The organism is Undibacterium sp. CY21W (genome assembly GCF_014284265.1).
In the GTDB taxonomy this organism is placed as follows: domain Bacteria; phylum Pseudomonadota; class Gammaproteobacteria; order Burkholderiales; family Burkholderiaceae_D; genus Undibacterium; species Undibacterium aquatile.
In genome coordinates, this window is sequence record NZ_JACOGE010000001.1 from 806,292 (window position 1) to 827,385 (window position 21,094).

A 21,094-nucleotide genomic window follows, 5' to 3' on the forward strand; every position below is an offset into this window, starting at 1 on the left:
GTTCGGGATTCTCGGTGTGATCGAGTCAGGAATAGGGGTAAAAATTTCGGGGCGCCGATGTTGGCGCCCCGATCATGGTGAGTTTTATTTTAAATCGGGCATTTATTGGCATCACGGAAATCGACGACTTTGATTTTCCCGTTGATGATGTCTTGTTTCGCTGCATTGACGCGTTTTTCAACCTCGGCACTGACAACGCTGCGGTTGTCTTTATCCAGCGCCCAGTCCACGCCGCCTTCTTTCAGGCCTTTGTAGATGGTACCGCCTTGCCATTTGCCATTTTTCAATTGCATGAAGCTGTCATAAATCGCTTGATCAACGCGCTTGACCATCGATGTCAGCATATTGCCCGGATGCATATAATTTTGATTCGAGTCAACGCCGATACCGAGTTTGCCTTTTTCTTTCACGGCCTGCAGTGTGCCCATGCCGCTGCCACCTGCTGCTGCAAAGATCACGTCGACGCCACGTTCAAACTGCGCGCGCGCAAGTTCGCCGCCTTTGGCCGGATCGTTCCATGCTGCGGTCGTGGTGCCAACCATATTCTGAATCACTTCAACTTTGCCATCGGTGGCTTTTGCCCCTTGTGTATAACCGCAGGAGAAATTGCGGATCAGTGGAATATCCATGCCGCCGATGAAACCAATTTTTTTGGATTTGCTGCTGAGTGCTGCAGCAACACCGACCAGATAGGAACCTTCCTGCTCTTTAAATAATACCGAGCTGACATTGTTGCCAGCGGCAACGCCGTCAATCAACACGAATTTTGTTTTCGGAAATTCTTTGGCGATGTTTTGCACTGCCTGCGCTTGTCCGAAGCCGATTGCGGCAATCAGATCAACATTTTTACGTGCCAGATTACGCAGCACTTGTTCCGTTTGCGTGTCGCTGGCGACCTGCACTTCCATGAAGCCGATTTTCGTTTCTTTCTTGAAGCGCTCCGCACCTTCGGAAGCGGACTGATTGAAAGACTTATCAAACTTACCGCCCGCATCGTAGATAACGGCAAATTTCGGGTCTGCAGCATAAGCGCCGCCTGCAACGAGCAAGCCAGCCAGAGTCAGGCAGAGTTGTTTGAGTTTCATGAGAGCTTCCTTATTCGTATATCTTGTGTGATTGCGTTCGTGATCGCTATTCGCTGACGGCAAGTCGCAAGTGGCATCACTCATTATTTATCGGCACTTACTGACATCAGACTACCACGCGTCACCAGCGAGTCTGGCTGTAAGGTCAAAATTCTATCAAATCTTGCCATCTTGTATTCGTATTCAATCGCAATCAGGCGACTTTCCGCGCTTTCATGAAATCCAGAACTTCATGTCGATGGGGAATCGAAGTCTGTGCTCCCAATTTCGTCACGGTCAGTGCAGCAGTATATTGTGCTTCACGGCTGGCGTCTGAGACGCTGAGCCCATTCGCGATACCAACTGCAAACGCGCCGACAAAAGTATCGCCAGCAGCGGTGGTATCAACCACATCGACCTTAATCGCCGGAATAAATTCGCTACTGCCTGTTTGTGTGATCAACGCGCCGTCGCCGCCCATGGTCAGCAACACAGTACCGACACCCAAGTCCAGTAAGCGTTCTGATGCTTGCTGTGCACTGGCCTGGCTGGTCACGCTGATGCCGCTGAGTTGTGATGCTTCTGTTTCGTTCACGATCAGGTAATCGACTTGCTTTAATAATGCAGGGTCCAGCTGCTGTGCCGGAGCCGGATTTAACACCACTTTGACACCCTGAGCATGCGCGATTGCGATGGCGCTGGTCACCGTCGCGATCGGTGTCTCTAATTGGCACAGCAATAATTGTGCCGCACCTATTGCACTTGTCGCTGCCTCAATCTGATTGACGTTCAGCGTCGCATTGGCACCGGCAGCAAGCACGATGCTATTGCTGCCATTGTCTTCCACCAATATGCCAGCCACACCGGTGGCAACACCGGCAACACGCGCGAGGTGGTTGATGTTGATGCCTTCTTTCGCCAGACATTGCTGCGAAAAATCACCAAAACCGTCATCGCCGACTGCACCGATAAAGCTCACATCGGCACCCTGACGTGCAGCGGCCACCGCCTGATTGGCACCTTTGCCTCCGGGAATCTGACGGAATTCATGACCCAGCAAGGTTTCTCCCACTGCGGGCATGCGCGGCGTGCGGAAAACTAAATCCATATTGACGCTGCCGACTACGGTAATGCGTGGCTTCATGATGCTTTTTTCTCGATAAAATAATGATGCGCAATCGTTTGCGCAATCGATTTCGTATTTAACTATGGCCTACTTCTGCTAGTCAAGCGCATTCTCAAATTTTGATGAAATTTTATGCAATTTCCGGACAGGCAAAACCTTGAGGCCGAGCAGTGATTTGTTTTATTTTTTTGATATTGGTTAATGCCGAGCGAGATTGTGCTGTGGATAGTAACTGCTGTCAAATCGGAATTGCAGACGACACCAGGGTTTCAACGTGGTCTGATTCAATAAATGGCGACAGTCGGATGTGTTAATATTTGAAATTAAAACAAATGTTTTGTTACCGGACATTTGTTTGTTTTGTTTGAGCTATGTATTTGATTTTTGAATTTGATCTTGGTATTTGATTTGTGCGTTGCTGCTGCATATCGTTGTTGTAGATTCCTACATGTTGCTGTGCTTTTTAACGCGGCGATATGTTGACTACAGTTGACTATAGCTTGATCGCTATTTATCTGATGCCGGGCAGCCATTCTGGCCGGGAAGTGTTGGTGGGGAAAATGACGTGAGTAAGCCTTTGTCAAAAAAAGAGCAATTATTTGCGCTGGTGAGTGCGAATCCTTATGTGTCGCAGCAAGAGCTGGCAGACGTATTGCAATTATCGCGATCTGCGATTGCAGGTCATATCGCCGCCCTGATCAGGGAAGGGCGTATCCTCGGGCGGGCATATACGTTTCCAGAGACGCGCGCGATACTCTGCATTGGCGGCGCAAATATCGACCGCAAATTAAGAACGCTGGCGGCCTTGCAAATGGGCACGTCAAATCCGGCCAGTCAAACCGAGTCTTACGGCGGCGTTGCCCGCAATATTGCCGAAAATCTGGCGCGGCAGGGCATCCCCGCGGCATTAATCTGCGCGGTTGGTGATGACGTCAGCGGCAAAGGTTTGATGGCGCATGCAGACAGCACAGGAATTGACACCAGTGGTTCTTTACACGTTGCAGGCGCTTGCAGCGGAACCTACACGGCGATTCTGGATAATGCCGGTGAATTGGTGCTGGCGCTGGCTCATATGGAATTGTGTGAGTTGCTTGATCGTGATTATCTGGCTGGGTGCCGACCGCAACTGAATGCTGCTGCGATGATCGTCGCGGACATGAATCTGCCCTCCGACAGTATTCAGTTACTGATGAATGAGGCAGTCTTAAATAACAAACCGCTGGTGATCGTCGCCGTTTCCCAGCCGAAAATGGCGCGTCTTCCTGCAAGCTTAAAAGGAGTGCGTTTATTGATTCTGAATCAGGCCGAACTCGAACAGCGGCTAGCGACTAAACTCACTGATACCAGAGCGATTATTGAAGCGTGTGCCCAACTGCTGGCGCAAGGTGTGACTGACGTTATCGTTACCCTCGGCGCGGACGGTGTCGTTTTTACAGATTCTAAACACAACGCACCAGCACAATATTTACCAGCGCCAAAGGTAGAGGTCGTTGACGTAACGGGCGCTGGCGACGCTTTTTCCGCTGCCGTATGCGGGTCTTTACATCACGCTCCGGAGGATATGTTGCTTGCCTGTCAGCGCGGTTTGCAATTGGCGGCGCTGACCATACAAACTGATACCAGTGTATTGCAAACACCGCATACAACAATTTTCAATGAGGAACCATCATGCAATCCTATTTAGTCTTTTCTGAAGAAGTACGCGCCGCGAGAGTCGCTGGCAAACCTGTAGTCGCGCTGGAATCCACCATTATTTCGCATGGCATGCCTTATCCGCAAAATGTGCAGACCGCGCGTGAGGTTGAAGCCATTATTCGCGAACACGGTGCGGTTCCTGCCACGATTGCGATTATGCATGGCAAGATACACATAGGCTTGTCAGACGCAGAACTGGAACTGCTGGGACAATCGGCAGATGCGCTGAAAGTCAGTCGTCGCGATTTGCCGTATGTGATTTCTACTAAAAAATTGGGTGCAACAACGGTTGCCGCGACGATGATTTGTGCTGAGCTGGCTGGTATTCCGGTGTTTGTGACGGGGGGGGTCGGTGGCGTGCATCGTGGTGCAGAAACCAGTTTCGATATTTCTGCCGATTTGCAGGAACTGGCGCGCACCTCCGTCGCTGTCGTTTGTGCCGGTGCGAAATCGATATTGGATCTTGGCCTGACGCTGGAATATCTGGAAACCCACGGCGTTCCTGTTGTCAGCGTTGGTCAGGCTGAATTCCCTGCGTTCTTTACCCGCGACAGCGGTTTCCGCGCGGATTTTCAACTCGATAGCGCCGCTGAACAGGCTGATTTTATCGCTACAAAGTGGACGCTGGGTTTGCGTGGCGGGGTCGTGATTGCCAACCCGGTTCCTGTCGCGGATGCGATGCCGCGTGCAGAGATCGAGAGCATCACTCAGCAAGCATTGCAGGAAGCTGCGCAACAAGGTGTCAGCGGCAAAGCTGTGACACCGTTTCTATTGGCAAGAATTAAGGAGTTGACTGGAGGTCGCAGTCTGGTCAGCAATATCGCTTTGGTGAAAAATAATGCGAAAGTCGGAGCGCAACTGGCGCACGCACTAGCCGCGCATAAAAAATCCTGATACAGATAAATTGCATCCAGCTGCGTTGGTACTGGTAGTCATCCGGCGATGGCTACCAGTGTATGTCATGGATAAAAGGCCCTGACGTGATAACCGGACGCTTTCAGCTTGGGCAATTCAAAATACAGTGTGATGTTTTTTTCTGAGACTGGTGAGAAACCTTTTGCTATCTCAGTTGGCTCGCTCAGATAGTCTTTCGGAGCGAAGGCTTTCTGTAACACTGGTTTGTCTTTCGCGTCATTCAGTACTAACTCAACCATTGGCCATGATTGCACGGTATTACTGCGGTTCTGCAACTGCATCACCAGCGAAAACGTATTCTTTTCCGGTGACAGTGTCTGTAATTCATTTGACTCTATCGTGATGTAGTCAATTTGTGCCGGAAGTGAAATCTGGCAATGCAGAATACGGCAGGCTTGTTCCAGTACGGCACGAGTTTCCGGGTAAGCTGCTGCGATCTGATTTCTGAAGACATAGCCAGATTGTGCTATCAGTGCCGGCAGCAAAATCAGGCTCAGTAAGATCATGACTATGCTATACAGTCGCCCGCGTTTCTCTGCTTTTTCTGCCTGCAAGACAAATTCAGGCTTATCGTCTTCGCTGACACCTGTGCCGGTATCGCTGACGGAGTCTTCTGCTGCCGTTGCCAGTTGTTCTAATGCCGCTTCTGTTTCGGCAATCGCAACATCATCCGTAGTATCTGGCAGATAAGGTTCCTGAATCGTATCCACCACAATCGTGGTCGGTAAAGACTCCTCTGGTTCATCTGCGTCCGGTTCTGAGATTTGTCCGGCACCGGTGGTGCTGACTTCATCCGCCACTGACCAGTCTATGCTGGGTTCTTCCAGCATTGCTGCTTTTGCTTCCAGTTGGATTTGAGCCGAGACTGTCTCCGGAGGAGTGGCTGCTATTTCAGCAAAAGGATCATCTTCACCAAAGAAAAAATCCAGTGACGCGGATGATTCCGGCGCTGATGTTGGCGCTGGTACCGGTGTTGGCGCAGGAGAAGGAACAACCGGCTCTTCCGGTATACGCGTCGTTGTGGCTGCCAGAACCGATTCCAGGTCTTCCGGCAATTCATTCGTTTTTTCGCGAATCTCAATATCGTCAACGACTGCCTGCGCTACCGGTGTTTTTGCGACCGGAGGAAATGCCGCTTTCTCTAACGCCGCTTCATCGATGATGATCTCAACCGGACCTGGGGTAACGACAGATTCAGGCTGAATAGGCATTTTTTCAGCAGGTATTTCTGTCGATATTTCAGCTTGCTGTGCTTGAGACTGAACTTGAGGCTGTGCTTGCGTTGTCGCGCTGTTTGTGGCGACGTCGGGTTTAGGTTGAACTGGTTTTGTTAATTCATGCGGCGGAACCAGATGTTCAACACCATTAAACGTCTGTTGGCAAGAGCCGCAACGTACCAGCCCCGCGTGCAGCTTCAGCTGGTCATTCGCCACGCGGAAGATGGTCAGGCAGTGAGGGCAGCGTGTGGCGAGAGCCATGACAGATTAACCTGGCAATTGTCCTGAGAGCGCGACCCAGCCTTCGTGCTCTGCCCAGACGCTGAGTTGGATAAATGGAGCGTAAGCGGCAGCCACTTCTTCTGCCTGACGTGCGAGCACGCCGGACAACACCAGTGAGCCGCCTGCTGCAACGCGTCCCGCCAGCATCGGTGCCATCAGTTTCAATGGGCTGGAGAGAATATTCGCCACGACGACATTGAATTTTTCAGTTGATGGATGGTCGGTGCCAAATTTTTCTGGCAACGCAAATTCGATGTTGCAATGATTACGTTCGGCATTGAAGTTCGCCGATTCTATTGCTTGCGGATCGATGTCAACGCCGATGACTTTGCCAGCACCGAGTTTGCTTGCAACCATCGCCAGAATGCCCGAGCCGCAGCCGTAATCAAGCACTGTCAGGTTTGCCGGTGCATGTGCTTCCAGCCATTCCATGCACAGTCGTGTTGTCGGATGGCTGCCAGTACCGAATGCCAGCCCAGGATCGAGTTCCAGTATCAGTGCATTGGCATCCGGCGCATCATGCCAGCTAGGGACGACCCAGATATTTTTGCCAATATGAATCGGCGCAAACTGGGACTGCGTCAAGCGCACCCAGTCTTGCTCTTCCACTGAGCGGGTGGTGTAGGACGGTGTCGAAGGTAGTCCGATGGATTGCGCTGCGGCGGCAACTATCGCAGCATGATCACTGTCGGTATCGGTGAGTGCAACCACACGGCTGCGATCCCATGCGGCTTCTTCAGGCTCCATGCCCGGTTCGCCAAACAATGGTTTTTCGTCCGCAGTGCCTTCGTCCGCATCTTCGACAGAAACCGACAATGCGCCAGTATCCATCAACGCGTCTGATAATGCTTCCGCATGTTCACGTGCCACTTCGATAACAACTTCTATCCAACCCATATTGCTCTTTCTAAAAGATCTTGCGCCATTTTCATAACGCAAGATCCGTGGTGATGATTATTGATTTTTCTTTGCCAGATCCGGCATATCTGCCAGTTTATGTTCGAGGTAATGAATATTGGTGCCACCCTCGATAAAGCGCGCATCAATCATCAGTTCACGATGCAGGGCAATATTGGTCTGTATGCCTTCCACCACCATTTCCGACAGCGCAATCTGCATACGGCGGATCGCTTGTTCGCGTGTTTCACCGTAAGAAATGACTTTGCCTATCATCGAATCATAATAAGGCGGCACGAAGTAGCCTGCATATGCATGTGAATCAACACGGATACCAGGGCCACCCGGCGCATGCCACGACGTGATGCGCCCTGGTGATGGCGTGAATTTAAACGGATCTTCTGCATTGATACGGCACTCGATCGCATGGCCTTTGAGCGTGATATCGCTTTGTTTGAAGCGCAACTTCTCATTGAATGCAATGCGGATTTGTTCCTGCACAATATCCACGCCGGTAATCATTTCGGTCACCGGATGTTCAACCTGCACACGGGTATTCATTTCGATGAAATAAAACTCGCCGTTTTCGTACAAAAATTCAAATGTACCAGCGCCACGGTAGCCTATCTTGCGGCAGGCAGCAGCGCAACGATCGCCGATTTTTTCGATAATCTTGCGTGGAATGCCGGGTGCAGGCGCTTCTTCTATCACTTTCTGATGGCGACGTTGCATGGAGCAATCGCGCTCACCCAGCCAGACCGCGTTACCATGTTGATCGGCCAGAATCTGGATTTCCACGTGGCGTGGATTTTCCAGGAATTTTTCCATATACACTTCAGGATTGCCGAATGCAGCACCAGCTTCGGTTTTCGTCATTGCCACTGCATTGATCAACGCGGCTTCTGTGTGGACAACGCGCATACCGCGTCCGCCACCGCCGCCTGCTGCTTTGATGATGACTGGATAACCCACTTTACGGGCCGTCTGCACAATCGCTTTCGGATCATCAGGCAAGGCGCCTTCTGAACCCGGAACGCAGGGAACGCCCGCTTCTATCATCGCGTGCTTGGCCGATACTTTATCGCCCATCAGACGGATGGATTCGGCACGTGGGCCGATGAAAACAAAACCGGATTGCTCGACGCGTTCAGCAAAATCGGCATTCTCTGACAAGAAGCCATAACCCGGATGGATTGCCTGCGCATCAGTCACTTCAGCGGCACTGATAATCGCTGGCATGCTGAGGTAACTTAAATTGGAAGCGGCAGGACCGATACAAACAGATTCATCGGCGAGTTTGACGTATTTTGCTTCGCGGTCGGCTTCGGAATGCACGACCACGGTTTTAATGCCCATCTCGCGGCAGGCGCGCTGAATACGGAGCGCGATTTCACCACGGTTGGCGATAAGAATTTTTTCAAACATGATTTAACTTTGCTGTGGCAATGGTTGCTGCTATGAGTGCAGTGACATCTGGCACGTTGCCGGAATTAGCCAATGACGAACAGAGGCTGGCCGAATTCAACTGGTTGGCCGTTTTCCACCAGTATTTGCTTGATCGTGCCTTCAAAGTCACTTTCGATTTCGTTCAGCAATTTCATTGCTTCGATAATGCACAGCGTATCGCCTTTGGAGACGCTTTTGCCGATATCTGCAAAAGGTGCGGCGCCTGGAGCGGATGAGCGGTAGAAAGTACCGACCATCGGGGATTTCACGATATTGCCTTCCGGTACCACCGGTGCCGCTGCGACGACTGGCGCGGCAGCAACTGGCGCTGCACTTGGTGCCATTTGTTGCTGTTGTGGCTGCTGCATCATGACCACTTGATTCTGAGGTAATGCCGAAGATTTAACGATACGGACTTTGCCTTCACCTTCTGTGACTTCGAGTTCGGCGATATCCGATTCTGCAACGAGGTCAATCAGGGTTTTGAGTTTTCTTAAATCCATGTGGAATCCCCTAGAAAAAAGTAGTTCTGAATTAATGAGAGCGCGCAATATAGAACGTTTCTGACGTTCCTGCAATGCCGGAAAAAAAGTGATTGTACATTAAATTAAACGAAAATATTCGTTAAATGCACGAAGAAGAGCGAAATTAGATATTTTTTAGAGAAAAATCAATAGCCAGTCGATAACCGTCGGTACCGAGGCCGCAAATCACTCCTTTGGCGATGGCGGACAGAAAAGAATGGTGACGGAAGCTCTCGCGCTGATGAATATTCGAGATGTGAATTTCGACGAAAGGGATGGCAACGCCTGCCAGCGCATCCCTCAGGGCAACGCTGGTGTGGGTCAGTCCACCGGGATTAATGACAATCGCATCGACTTTTTCAGCGCGCGCGGCGTGTATTCTGTCGATCAGCGCACCTTCGTGATTGCTTTGAAAGCTGATCAGTTCAGCGCCAGCGACGGCGGCTTGTGCCTGTGCCGCGGATTCAATGTCGGCAAGCGTGGTCGAGCCATAAACGGCAGGCTCGCGGGTGCCTAGTAAATTCAGATTGGGGCCATTCAGCAGCAATAGTTTGCGCGCCATAGTCACATTCAATTTGACGAAGATGGCCGCATTTTGCCGCTAATGACAGCAAATTGGCAAGGAAAAATCAACTTACTTGGCCTTTTCCGCAGAAAATTTGGCGATATCGGCGCGCAGCTCATTCATCTTCAGGCGACCCAGATAGCTTTTCAGCACCTTGCCATCAGCGGAAATCAGCACCGTAAATGGCAGGCCGCCCGCTTTATTTCCGAGTTGGCGCGATAATTCGCTGCCATCGAGTCCAGCCACATACAGCGGGTAGCTGACGTTCAGTTTTTTTGCGAATTCGCTGATATTGGTAGGGCTGTCTATGCCAAGGCCAAGGATTTGTACCGGTTTGCCTTTCAATTCCTGCTGCAACTCCGATAATTCCGGCATTTCCTGCACGCAAGGCGCGCACCAGGTTGCCCAGAAATTCACCACCAGCAGGCGTTGATTCCATTGTGCTAAGGCTTGTTGCTTACCATTGCTGTCTGGCAAAGTCTTTGCCATTAATTGTTTGACGGCATCGCCTTGCGGTGTTTCGGGCGCTGTCTTCAGATTTCCGGCGTAAATACCGAGCGCGCCGAATAATGTGCCGCAAAGCAGGGCGATGGAGATAAATCGTTTATTCATATCAGGTCTTTCTTTCCGGCAGATTGATCCGCAGTTTCCTGCATCAGTGCTTTTAATGCCTGCAAATTGGCGCGTTCCAAGCTCTTGCCACCACCGTTACGGATCGCATCATGGTCATGCAAGACGAGATGTACGCCCTCATTTTCATGCAGGAAACTCAGGGTTTCTACGCTTTCATTGCGATTATTAAAATGCTCTGAGACTTCAAACTGAATATCCCTGTTCAGCAGATAAATAGCGACGTCTTTGGTATTGTCTGTATATAAATGCAGATAGATGTCGGTATGGTTGCCCGCCGTTCCATTCAGTACCGCGCCCACCAGATACGGATGAAAGCGCGCCAGCTCTTCCATTAATTCTGCCGCCAGTTGTCTTAAATGGAGCAGCCTTTGCGGCTGAGTGTCGCCAAAGAAGAGTTCATTGTATTCACGGACTTCCTGCTCGATCTGCGCATTGTCTGGCAGGACATCGCCCTTGATTTTGCGGTTACCCAGCAACTGTTTGGCAGCCTTGCGCTTGGCGGTCGCATAGTCTGCGCCGTCTTCAGCGATCATGCGTGCCGCCAGCATGGCGATTTCAGCCCGCAGGGCTTCGGCTTCGTTGGGAGTGTGAATCATCATGGCGGCATCATAACCTAACATCTGCGCCTTTGTGCATAGGGAAACACGGGCGCAGTCAGGTAGAATTGCGGGATTCTGAAATTTAGTTAAATTATGCACATTCATATCTTAGGTATTTGCGGCACGTTCATGGGCGGGCTGGCTGTGCTGGCAAAGGAAGCCGGACACACCGTGACAGGCTGTGATGCCAACGTTTATCCACCGATGAGCACGCAGTTAGAAGCGCAGGGCATTACGCTCACGCAGGGCTTCGGTGCCGAACAAATCGCGCTGGAGCCGGATCTGTACGTGGTCGGCAATGTCGTGTCGCGCGGCAATCCTTTGATGGAAGAAATCCTGAATCGCGGCTTGCCGTATGTTTCCGGTCCGCAATGGATGGGCGATCATATCCTGCGCCATAAGTGGGTACTCGCGGTCGCTGGCACGCACGGTAAAACCACGACCTCGGCAATGCTGACCTGGATACTCGAATATGCCGGTTACGCGCCGGGTTTCCTGATCGGTGGTGTTCCTTTGAATTTCGGCATTTCCGCGCGTCTGCAAGGCAATCACGCTTCAGATTTTTTCGTGATTGAGGCCGATGAATACGATACCGCCTTCTTTGATAAGCGCAGCAAATTCGTGCATTACCACGCGAAGACGGCGATTCTGAATAATCTCGAATATGACCACGCCGATATTTTCCCTGATGTCGGTGCGATAGAAACGCAATTTCACCATCTGGTGCGCACAGTGCCGGGTGTTGGTCGTTTGATCGTCAATGGCCAGAATGCCTCGCTGCAACGCGTGTTGCAACGCGGTTGCTGGAGTGAAAAAGAGTTTTTCGGCAACGAACAGGAATGGCGCATCGTCTTGAAAGACGGTGAAGATTTCGAGGTCTTTTTCAATGATGAACATCAGGGCACCGTGCAATGGCAACTGAATGGTGAACATAATCGTCAGAACGCCCTGGCCGCGATTGCCGCCGCCCGCCATGTCGGTGTGAAGTCAGAGATAGCGATTGAAGCGCTGGCGCAGTTTGTGAATGTCAAACGACGCATGGAAGTGCGTGGCGTCGAAAACGGCATTACCGTGATCGATGATTTCGCCCATCATCCGACTGCAGTGGCGACGACCGTCGCCGGATTGCGCCGCAAGGTTGGTAACGCCCGCATTCTGGCTGTGCTCGAACCCCGTTCGAATACGATGAAACTCGGCACCATGAAACAAGCGCTGCCCGGCAGTCTGGCAGAAGCCGATCTGGTATTTGGTTTTGGCGCGCATGAAGGCAAAGATGCGCTTGGCTGGGATCTGGCTGAGGCACTGGCGCCGTTGGGTGGCAAGCTGGCGACTTTCTCCGTGATTCCCGAACTGGTTGAAGCCATCGTCCGTCAGGCGCGGCCCGGTGATTATGTGCTGATCATGAGTAATGGTGGCTTCGGCGGCGTGCATCAGAAATTACTCGATGCGTTGAAAACCCGCGCGCAGGCTGAGGTTGCCGCAGCATGATTGTTTACCTGCATGGTTTTCGTTCCTCCCCGCAGTCTTACAAAGCGCGGGTGATGCAGCAACATATGCAGGAGCTGGGACGCACGGATGAATTTTTTTGTCCGGCGCTGTCGCCATCACCTGCCGAGGCAATTGCGCAGGCGGAAGCCATCATTGCCAAAGCTGATCCGGCGCAACGCGCAAAATTGACGGTGATAGGTTCGTCGTTAGGCGGCTTCTATGCGACCTGGCTGGCGGAAAAATATGCTTGCAAAGCCCTGCTGCTGAATCCTGCCGTCAAACCGCCACGCGATCTGGAAAGTTATGTCGGTGTGACGACGTATTATCACAGCGACCAAGTATTTGAGTTCAAAGCGGAATACGTCGCGCAATTGCGGGCATTGGCAGTCGAAAAAATTACCCGGCCTGAACGTTATTTTTTGCTGGCAGCAACCGGCGATGAAGTACTCGACTGGCGCGAAATGGTTGCGCATTATCCGGGAGCAAAACAGAAAATCATCGAAGGCAGCGACCACGGCATTGCGGAGTTCGCAGATTACCTCGGTCTGGTCATGGCTTTTTGTGATGATGAGGTCTGACCGTGCGTGATGCTGGAGGAAGCGCTCTGATTCCCGCATTCCGCCATGCGGCAATGGCGCACTGGGTTGAGCATATCAACACCATCGACCGGCGGCCGGCGATGCAGGACTGGCTGACCAACCGTGACTCACTGACGGCCAGACTGACCGCACGTTGTACGCAATTCCGGGTGCAGCGTTTGTCGCAGCACAAGGCGCTGTGTCTGCCGGATGAGTACGCTGTGATCGGATTAGCGCAACGGCGTCAGGTGCATGAGCGCGAAGTGATACTGCGTTGCGACGGCGAAGCGATGATTTACGGCCATACCGTGGTGCCGCTGAGTGCAACGGCAACGCAATGGCCTTTGTTTCAGGGGTTGGGAGAGCGTTCTTTAGGCAGCACCTTGTTTAATGATCCGCAAGTGGTGCGCGGCACATTATCGTATGCCCGCTTGCATCAGACGCACCCGCTGATGCGTCGCATCGTGCGGGTATTGCCGGGGCTGTCGGCAGAACGCAGTCTGACGGCGCGACGCTCGTTGTTCTGGCGCAAAGGTGCCTGCCTGCTGGTCACTGAGGTGTTTTTGCCCGCTGTGCTGACATTGCCGCGCAAACTGCGCTGAAGCGGAAAACGGGGAAAAACCGGAAAAATATACTGGGGGGAGTATTTTTAAAAGCCTTTTAAATACAAAGACATTAGGCTGAAAATACAAGATACTCCCCCCGATTGATAAAAATACAGACGTAAAAATGAAGAAAAGAAGTCTTGCATGAATTTATTTTTTGAAGAATCGGGCGATTTTAAAGCGGGCAGCATGATGTCGCAGGCAGGGGAAGCCTATCAGGTCGAACTGGCGAGCGGTAAACGCAGCAAAATCAAAGCCAAGGATGTGCTGTTGCAATTCGCGGCACCTGATCCGGTCACGCTGATAGAGCAGGCACGCGCAGCTGCTGCAGATATTGACCTCGAATTTTTATGGGAAGTCGCCGGTCAGGAAGAGTTCGGCTTTGCTGAACTCGGCGCTGAATATTTTGGTCATGCACCGCAGCCAGTGGAAGCCGCCAGCCTGATTTTTGCATTGCATTCGGCACCAGTGTATTTCTACAAAAAAGGCCGTGGTCGTTACAAGGCTGCGCCGGAAGCATCGCTGAAAGCCGCACTCGCCGGTATCGAAAAGAAAAAACAGCAATTGCTGATACAAGCTGGCTACGTGGAAGAGCTGAAGCAGCATCGTTTGCCGGAAGCGATGAAACCACTCGCTTTGCAACTCCTGTTCAAGCCCGATAAAAACACGATCGAATACAAAGCGCTGGCAGAGGCTTGCGATGCGCTGCAAATGTCGGCGTCACGCCTGATGCTGGCGACCGGCGGCATCCGCAGTCCGAAAGAGCTGCATCTGGCGAAATTTTATTTCGAGCATTTCCCCAAAGGTCTGGGCTTTCCGGCGATTACGATACCGGCCTTACCGACCGATTTACCGGTCGCCGATGTACAGGCATTTTCTATCGATGATGTGACGACGACTGAAATTGACGATGCGTTTTCCGTCGTTGATCTGGGTGATGGCAAGCTGCGCGTCGGTATCCACATTGCCGCACCGGCCTTAGGCGTGGCACGCGGCGACGCGATTGATCAGCTGGCGCGGGCGCGTATGTCCACCGTGTATATGCCGGGCGACAAAATCACCATGTTGCCAGATGAGCTGGTCGACACCTACACGCTTGGTGCCGGGCAAACACGGCCAGCATTGTCGCTGTACGCGACGCTGGATACCGCCGACTGGTCTGTCATCAGCACGGAAACTAAAGTTGAAGCGGTACCGATGGCGTCGAATTTGCGGCATAACGATCTCGATGCGCTGGTGACCGAAGAAAATCTGGCGAACGATGCTGGCGATTATCCGCATAAAGCCGAGATTGCGCAGATTTGGAAATGGGCGCTGGTGCTGGAACAGGGACGTATGGCGAAGCGTGAAAGTTTCGGCATGAAGCCGGAACAAACCAATCGCGTCGATTTCAATTTTTATGTCGAAGACGATGTCGTCAGTATTGTCCGTCGCAAACGCGGCGCACCGCTCGATAAGATGGTCGCGGAGCTGATGATTTTCGCCAACAGCACCTGGGGTAAATTGATGGCAGATCACGGCATCCCCGGCATTTATCGCGCGCAGGGAGTGGCGGGTGGCCGTGGTCAGGGCGGCTGGGCCGGCCGCATGCAAGTCCGTATGCTGACGCACGCGGCACCGCATCAGGGCTTGGGTGTGGATCAGTATGCGTGGAGCACGTCGCCTTTGCGCCGCTATACCGATCTGGTGAATCAGTGGCAGATCATCGCTTGCGTACAACACGGTGTGACTGCGCCGCTGGTGGCACCGTTCAAACCGAAAGATGCCGATTTGTTTGCGATCGTTTCCGGCTTTGATGCAGCGTATTCTGCGTACAACGACTTCCAGACCAATATGGAACGTTACTGGTGCCTGCGTTGGCTGGAGCAGGAGCAGGCGCGTCAGGTCGATGCGGTGGTGTTGAAAGACGAGATTCTGCGTCTGGTTGAGATTCCGCTGGTGATCCGCTTGCCAGGCATGCCGCAGACTGCCCGTGGCGCGCAAGTCCGACTCGATATTTTGCGTTGGGATGAAGTCGATCTCAGCGTTGAGGCGCGCATACTCGAAGTGCTGGGAACCGTGACAGAGATCGGTGAAGATGAAGTGCTGGAAGCTGAAATGGATGCCGAACTTGAAAATGCACTGGAACATGCGGTTGATGCATTGCCGGATGACGGTAGCGCTGCAACCGGCAATCAGGAAGCCGTGTCAGATGCAGACAGTAGTAGCAACAACAGCAGTGATAGTGACAACATTCAGCCACAAGCCGAGTAATGAATAGCGCGATAGAAAAGACAGATAGCATGCCCATGAAATCCGTGTTTGATAATTTGATACTCACGATTGCGGTTACCATTTCCGTGGTCGTTCATGCGGCATTGCTGCTGGTTCATTTCGTCGCACCTAAGCCTGCAGAAACTCAGGCCGCAGACCCCGGGCTGGAAGTGATACTGGTGAATTCCAAACACGACCGCAAGCCTTTGAAAGCAGATGCGCTGGCACAAGCCGATCTTGACGGCGGCGGTGCCCATGACAGCGGTCGCAGTAAATCGCCGTTGCCGGATATGAACAGAAGCGAAGATGGCGACAATATCCGTACCGCCACCAAACGCATAGAAGAGCTGGAACAGCAGCAACAGCAATTGCTCGATCAGGCTAAACGTAAAGAAAATTTCCGTTTGCCGCAGCAAGAAAAACGTCGCCTCGATGACAGCCGTACGCCGAATAAAGGCAACGACGATCTCGATACCAGCAAAGCGTTAGCCCGGATGGCAGCAGAGATTTCACAGACCATCGAAGATCAGAATAAACGTCCACGTAAAACCTTCATCACGCCAAGTACGCAAAAAGTTGGCTATGCGATGTATTACAAAGAGTTGCAAAAGCGCATAGAAGATTTTGGCACCCTGAATTTCCCGCAAAAAGAAGGGAAGAAACTCTACGGTGAATTGATTGTGTATATCCCGATTTTTCAGGATGGCACCATTTATGAAAAAGAAGGCGGCCCGCGCATAGAAAAATCGTCTGGCAATAAAGCGCTCGATAAAGCCGCGTTGCGTATCGTGCGCAGTGCGGCACCGTTTGGCAAGTTTCCGCAAAACATGCGCTCGGACGATAAAGACGATTTATGGGTGGTCATCACCCGCTTCAAATTCACGCGTGATCAGCAGTTAGAAACAGAATTGCGCGGAGGTAAAAAATGAGTCACACCGTAACGCCAGATCACTATGTCGTGATCGGCAATCCTGTTGAGCACAGCAAGTCGCCGTATATCCACGCCGCCTTTGCCGCGCAGACTGCCCAGGCGCTGGACTATCAGCGTTTGCTGGCACCGCTGGATGGCTTTGCTGCCAGTGTGCAGGCGTTCCGGCAACAAGGGGGTAAAGGTGCGAATGTGACTGTGCCATTCAAGCTGGAAGCCTGCGCATTGGCAACTGAATTAACGACCCGTGCCGCTGCCGCAGGTGCCGTCAATACTTTGCGCTTTGATGGCGAAAAAATTTTGGGCGATAACACGGACGGCATCGGACTGGTGACCGACATCGTGCGTAATGCGGGTGTACCTCTGCAGGGCAAGCGCGTTCTCTTGCTCGGTGCAGGTGGCGCGGCCCGCGGTTGCTTATTACCTTTGCTGGAGCAATTGCCGGCAGAACTGGTGATCGCCAACCGCACCTTATCGAAGGCGCAGGAGCTGCAGCAACTGGCACAACAATATCTGCCTCAGATTCCGGTTTCCGCCCAGACTTTTACCGATGTTGAAGGCCATTTCGATGTGATCATCAATGCGACTTCTGCCAGTTTGCATGACGATGTGCCGCCCCTGGCGGGCAGCTTGTTTGATACCGGAACGCTGGCTTACGATCTGATGTATGGCGCGCAGCCAACGGTATTTTTGCGTTTCGCAGCGACGCACGGCGCGCAATGTCGCGATGGCCTTGGCATGTTGGTAGAGCAGGCGGCGGAAGCTTTTTTTATCTGGCGCGGAGTGCGGCCGGACACATTAACGGTGCTGGCTGATTTGCGACAAGCATTGAATGCCACTGCGGAGGCGTAATGAAATTATTCCGCCGATTGTTGTTCTGGCTGGTAGCGGTGCCGCTGCTGCTGGTGATTTTGCTGCAAGCGTATTTTCTGTTGCAGATTTGCTGGTGGATTAATTTCAATCCTTCCTCCACGAGTTTCATGCGCCAGCAACTCAGCGTGTTGCAGGAAAAAAATCCGGATGCGCAGTTACAGCATAAATGGGTGCCATATAACCGCATTTCCACGCATCTGAAACGCGCGGTGATTGCCTCGGAAGATGATACTTTTGTGGATCATGAAGGTGTCGATTGGGAAGCCATGCAAAAGGCCTACGAAAAGAATCAGAAAAAGGGCAAGGTGGTTTCCGGCGGTTCCACGATCACGCAGCAACTCGCAAAAAATTTGTTCTTATCGGGTCAGCGTAGTTATTTGCGCAAAGGACAGGAACTGGTCATTACTTATATGCTCGAAGCCTGCATGAGTAAGCGCCGGATATTAGAGATTTATCTGAATTCGGTCGAGTGGGGCGTTGGTGTATTTGGTGCCGAAGCAGCAGCCCAGCATTATTACCGCACCAGTGCGGCCAACCTGGGGGCAGCACAAGCGGCGCGGTTAGCGGTGATGCTACCAAAACCCCGCTACTTTGATAAAAATCAGGGGTCCGGCTATTTGCAGAGAAGGACTGAGTTAATTTTAAAACGTATGAATTACGCGGAGGTGCCATGAATTTACAACGACAACGCGGTCTGAGTCTGATCTGGATTTCTGTTTTGTTTATGTTACTGGGCTTAGGATCGATGGGCTTTTTATACACGATACGTTACGGACATTTACCGATGCAGGATGTCTGGTCGAAATGGGGAAAGTCGGCAAACGTGATCGGTAATGAATTAAAAAATGTCACGGGCATACAGGAACTTAGTTTACCGGGTCAAAATAGCAGCGGTGTTCGCCAGGCAGCCACGGTTGAGTCTGGCGTGCGTCGTTGTACCATCGATGGCAAGACCGTATATTCAGATACCGCCTGTCTTGACAGTAATCCGACCAGTAAAAATATCAAGCTGAATGATGCTAAGGGATTTGTCAAACCTCCGCCGCCGGTTGAGGAAGCGTCCGCCAGCAATGCGGAGCAAGACTTGCGATTGAAAGCATTGGAAAAAGCCTTGCAAAAGGCACAGCGCTGACAGTCGCAGCGCAAGTGTAGAGCGCATGTTTTTTTATGGTTTGCGCGCTGTTCGCAGGATGTACGCGAACATAGAAATTTTAAGTCAGGCCGGGTCTTGCAGCAATTTGCCGCAACTAAAGCGATCAGTGCACTGCTCGCCCGGCCCCATCCGTAGTAGGTTTTACCGGAATTGCCCATGATTAATGTTTTCGTTTTACACAATGGACGGCTGAGTCAGATTAATATCGAAAATCGTGCCGATCTCGAAAATACCTTGCCGGTGTGGGTCGATCTGACAGACCCGAATGAAGAAGAGCGCGAGTGGGTCAAAAGTATCTACGGCGTGACTTTGCCGGGCGAAGACGAAGTCAAGGATATTGAAGCGTCTGCGCGTTATTACGAAGCTGATAGTGGTGATCTGCATTTACGCACCGATTTTCTGATCGATGAAAACGAAGACGATGAGCCTGCACGCACGGTGACGGTCGCGTTTATTCTGGCGCGCGATATTCTCTTTTCTGTACACAATACCGATTTGCCGGTGTTCCGTCTGGTTCGCATGCGTGCCCGTTCACGCCCCGGTTCTATTAACGATTACAAAGATGTACTGCTGGATTTGTATGCGACCGATGCCGAGTATTCGGCGGATGCGCTGGAAGGTATTTATCAGAATCTGGAAGATGTCAGCCGCGCTGTGCTGCAAAAAGATTTCAGCGATCAGGACGCCGCTGCGGCGCTGAATTCGATCGCACAAGAGGAAGATCTGAATGGTCGCATCCGCCGTAATATGATGGATACGCGCCGTGCCGTCAGTTTTCTGATGCGTGGTCGCTTGCTGAATGCAGATCAGTTTGAGGAAGCGCGTCAGATTTTGCGCGATATCGAATCCCTCGATGGTCACACCTCATTTCTGTTCGATAAAATCAACTTCCTGATGGATGCCACCGTTGGCTTCATCAATATCAATCAGAATAAGATCATCAAGATATTCTCGGTCGCCAGCGTGGCTTTCCTGCCGCCGACGCTGATTGCCAGTATTTACGGTATGAACTTCAAAGGCTGGTTTCCGGAACTGGACTGGGAGCTTGGCTATCCATTCGCTCTGCTGCTGATGCTGGCATCAGCGATCACACCGTTCTGGTATTTCCGTCGTCGCGGCTGGTTAAAATAAAAGCTGTGGGATAGCAGCGCAGCTCTATCCTCTGAACGGCTCGCATAGGCGGGATCAAAATATCACATCAATTCGCTTCAGCATCGGGGTCAGGGCGGTGGCGTTTGCCACCGTTGTTCTATCTTTGCGTACGTTCCGTTTGCTCTGATAGTTACCAAGCCACTGTCGAGTAACTGTGCGTAGCGGGCGGCACCCGGCCAGGACTTTGAAAAGCTGACAAACAGCTTGTCTTCCAGCGCGACACCGACCTGCTTAATTTTCCCTTGAAATTCTTGCGGATGAGTGACGCGGAGGTGATCGGCAACTCTGGTATAGACCAGTGAATAATCCGACCTTCCGCGTAATAATTTACGTAAATTTGACAGATCAGACGGTGCGGTTTCCCGGATTATTCCAGCATCGCTCTCGATGTCGCTGCCGTAGGTATAACCATGGGTGACGCCAACCTGATGTCCGCGTAGATCCAGTCTGGTTATGGCTGGCAGCTTATCGTTTTCTCTCGCATAAATTCCGATGACGGCTTTGAATATGGGCTCTTTGTGAAAGATAAACAGCGACGCAAGTTTGGCATCTTGCAAGCTGTCGAAGCAGCCGAGTGCTTGACCAGTTTGTGCCAGCATCAGGCAACGTGAATAGGGCGCCGATGTAAATTTGACCTGAATACCAGCAGCGGCATACGCGGCTGCAATGATGTCGGCGGCAAAGCCGCGAATCTTGCCATCTTTTAGCCCGGAGTATGGGTACCAGTCATCCTCACCAATCAATGTGATCGTTTCAGCCCTCGCAGCCGCGAGGCTGTTGCCAGTGATAAAAACGAACAACAGCAGCAAACGCAAAAAACGCACAGTGATGTTGCTTGTACTACGGATCGTCATGCAGATATGGTTGGAGATAAATATTGATCGCTATTGATCATCATATTGACGTATTTTGACGGAATTACATAGACCTGATTTTCACTTTTCCTGCTCTCTGCATTTTTTCACAATTCAAAGCGTCGATGGTCGATGTCGTTTACATTACTAAGTAGTGACGATCATGGCGTCCGTAAGTTATTTTTGAGAGATGACGCATGCTGTTACACCAGAAAAAAAGAAAACCCACGCCAGATCAGTCCTGATA

At 51.7% G+C, this 21,094-nt stretch carries 21 protein-coding genes; 11 read left to right on the forward strand and 10 right to left on the reverse strand.

From position 1 onward, the window contains the following. Window positions 1–89: 89 nt before the first annotated feature. Window positions 90–1,085 carry a BMP family protein gene (locus H8K29_RS03595; RefSeq protein WP_186896407.1) on the reverse strand — a complete coding sequence of 332 codons (996 nt, stop codon included), beginning with the start codon at window positions 1,083–1,085 and terminating at the stop codon, window positions 90–92. Window positions 1,086–1,278: 193 nt separating this feature from the next. Further along, entirely contained in the window at window positions 1,279–2,208 is a 930-nt protein-coding gene (rbsK, locus tag H8K29_RS03600) for a ribokinase (protein ID WP_186896408.1), read from the reverse strand. A 547-nt stretch (window positions 2,209–2,755) separates the two neighbouring features. Between rbsK and H8K29_RS03605 the strand changes: the two genes are divergently transcribed. Together H8K29_RS03605 and H8K29_RS03610 are read left to right on the forward strand one after the other, a co-directional pair. Continuing rightward, the gene (locus H8K29_RS03605; protein ID WP_370527126.1) at window positions 2,756–3,874 is read left to right on the forward strand and encodes a PfkB family carbohydrate kinase; all 1,119 of its coding nucleotides are present in this window, start codon (window positions 2,756–2,758) and stop codon (window positions 3,872–3,874) included. Then, a complete protein-coding gene (locus tag H8K29_RS03610; RefSeq protein ID WP_186896409.1) occupies window positions 3,859–4,779 on the forward strand; it encodes a pseudouridine-5'-phosphate glycosidase in 921 nt (306 codons plus the stop codon). Before H8K29_RS03605 ends, H8K29_RS03610 begins: the two co-directional genes overlap by 16 nt. 65 nt (window positions 4,780–4,844) lie before the next feature. Here the strand turns inward: H8K29_RS03610 and H8K29_RS03615 are convergent, their stop codons facing one another. From H8K29_RS03615 to H8K29_RS03645, 7 genes are all read right to left on the reverse strand, one after another. Next, complete coding sequence (locus H8K29_RS03615; RefSeq protein ID WP_186896410.1) at window positions 4,845–6,278, reverse strand: DUF3426 domain-containing protein; 1,434 nt, start codon at window positions 6,276–6,278, stop codon at window positions 4,845–4,847. A 6-nt stretch (window positions 6,279–6,284) separates the two neighbouring features. Further along, on the reverse strand, window positions 6,285–7,196 hold the full coding sequence (gene prmA, locus H8K29_RS03620; protein ID WP_186896411.1) for a 50S ribosomal protein L11 methyltransferase: 912 nt from the start codon (window positions 7,194–7,196) through the stop codon (window positions 6,285–6,287). 57 nt (window positions 7,197–7,253) lie between these two features. After that, window positions 7,254–8,621 carry an acetyl-CoA carboxylase biotin carboxylase subunit gene (gene accC / locus H8K29_RS03625; RefSeq protein ID WP_186884815.1) on the reverse strand — a complete coding sequence of 456 codons (1,368 nt, stop codon included), beginning with the start codon at window positions 8,619–8,621 and terminating at the stop codon, window positions 7,254–7,256. Window positions 8,622–8,686: 65 nt separating this feature from the next. After that, complete coding sequence (gene accB / locus H8K29_RS03630; protein ID WP_186884816.1) at window positions 8,687–9,145, reverse strand: acetyl-CoA carboxylase biotin carboxyl carrier protein; 459 nt, start codon at window positions 9,143–9,145, stop codon at window positions 8,687–8,689. Window positions 9,146–9,290: 145 nt separating this feature from the next. Then, a complete protein-coding gene (aroQ, locus tag H8K29_RS03635; protein ID WP_186896412.1) occupies window positions 9,291–9,728 on the reverse strand; it encodes a type II 3-dehydroquinate dehydratase in 438 nt (145 codons plus the stop codon). A gap of 72 nt (window positions 9,729–9,800) precedes the next feature. After that, on the reverse strand, window positions 9,801–10,343 hold the full coding sequence (locus H8K29_RS03640) for a TlpA disulfide reductase family protein (RefSeq protein WP_186896413.1): 543 nt from the start codon (window positions 10,341–10,343) through the stop codon (window positions 9,801–9,803). Then, complete coding sequence (locus H8K29_RS03645) at window positions 10,340–10,963, reverse strand: hypothetical protein (RefSeq protein ID WP_186896414.1); 624 nt, start codon at window positions 10,961–10,963, stop codon at window positions 10,340–10,342. The genes H8K29_RS03640 and H8K29_RS03645 overlap by 4 nt, the downstream gene beginning before the upstream one ends. Window positions 10,964–11,056: 93 nt before the next feature. On the opposite strand from H8K29_RS03645, the gene mpl reads away from it, so the two are divergent. The 9 genes from mpl to corA all read left to right on the forward strand — a co-directional run bounded on the left by mpl (window position 11,057) and on the right by corA (window position 19,972). Then, window positions 11,057–12,451 (forward strand): UDP-N-acetylmuramate:L-alanyl-gamma-D-glutamyl-meso-diaminopimelate ligase, encoded by a 1,395-nt coding sequence (mpl, locus tag H8K29_RS03650; protein WP_186896415.1) that lies wholly within the window; start codon window positions 11,057–11,059, stop codon window positions 12,449–12,451. Then, window positions 12,448–13,029 carry a YqiA/YcfP family alpha/beta fold hydrolase gene (locus tag H8K29_RS03655; RefSeq protein ID WP_186896416.1) on the forward strand — a complete coding sequence of 194 codons (582 nt, stop codon included), beginning with the start codon at window positions 12,448–12,450 and terminating at the stop codon, window positions 13,027–13,029. The genes mpl and H8K29_RS03655 overlap by 4 nt, the downstream gene beginning before the upstream one ends. 2 nt (window positions 13,030–13,031) lie before the next feature. Next, window positions 13,032–13,631, forward strand: a complete 600-nt coding sequence (locus H8K29_RS03660) for a chorismate lyase (RefSeq protein WP_370527127.1) — start codon at window positions 13,032–13,034, stop codon at window positions 13,629–13,631. A gap of 147 nt (window positions 13,632–13,778) precedes the next feature. After that, entirely contained in the window at window positions 13,779–15,887 is a 2,109-nt protein-coding gene (locus H8K29_RS03665) for a ribonuclease catalytic domain-containing protein (protein WP_186896417.1), read from the forward strand. A 35-nt stretch (window positions 15,888–15,922) separates the two neighbouring features. Beyond that, complete coding sequence (locus H8K29_RS03670; protein WP_186896600.1) at window positions 15,923–16,816, forward strand: TonB family protein; 894 nt, start codon at window positions 15,923–15,925, stop codon at window positions 16,814–16,816. Further along, a complete protein-coding gene (aroE, locus tag H8K29_RS03675) occupies window positions 16,813–17,667 on the forward strand; it encodes a shikimate dehydrogenase (RefSeq protein WP_186896418.1) in 855 nt (284 codons plus the stop codon). Before H8K29_RS03670 ends, aroE begins: the two co-directional genes overlap by 4 nt. Then, the gene (gene mtgA / locus H8K29_RS03680) at window positions 17,667–18,362 is read left to right on the forward strand and encodes a monofunctional biosynthetic peptidoglycan transglycosylase (protein WP_186896419.1); all 696 of its coding nucleotides are present in this window, start codon (window positions 17,667–17,669) and stop codon (window positions 18,360–18,362) included. The genes aroE and mtgA overlap by 1 nt, the downstream gene beginning before the upstream one ends. Further along, window positions 18,359–18,820, forward strand: a complete 462-nt coding sequence (locus H8K29_RS03685; protein ID WP_186896420.1) for a hypothetical protein — start codon at window positions 18,359–18,361, stop codon at window positions 18,818–18,820. Before mtgA ends, H8K29_RS03685 begins: the two co-directional genes overlap by 4 nt. 177 nt (window positions 18,821–18,997) lie before the next feature. Further along, window positions 18,998–19,972 carry a magnesium/cobalt transporter CorA gene (corA, locus tag H8K29_RS03690; RefSeq protein ID WP_186884826.1) on the forward strand — a complete coding sequence of 325 codons (975 nt, stop codon included), beginning with the start codon at window positions 18,998–19,000 and terminating at the stop codon, window positions 19,970–19,972. A gap of 89 nt (window positions 19,973–20,061) precedes the next feature. Here the strand turns inward: corA and H8K29_RS03695 are convergent, their stop codons facing one another. Next, complete coding sequence (locus H8K29_RS03695) at window positions 20,062–20,847, reverse strand: ABC transporter substrate-binding protein (RefSeq protein ID WP_186896421.1); 786 nt, start codon at window positions 20,845–20,847, stop codon at window positions 20,062–20,064. Window positions 20,848–21,094 lie beyond the last annotated feature (247 nt).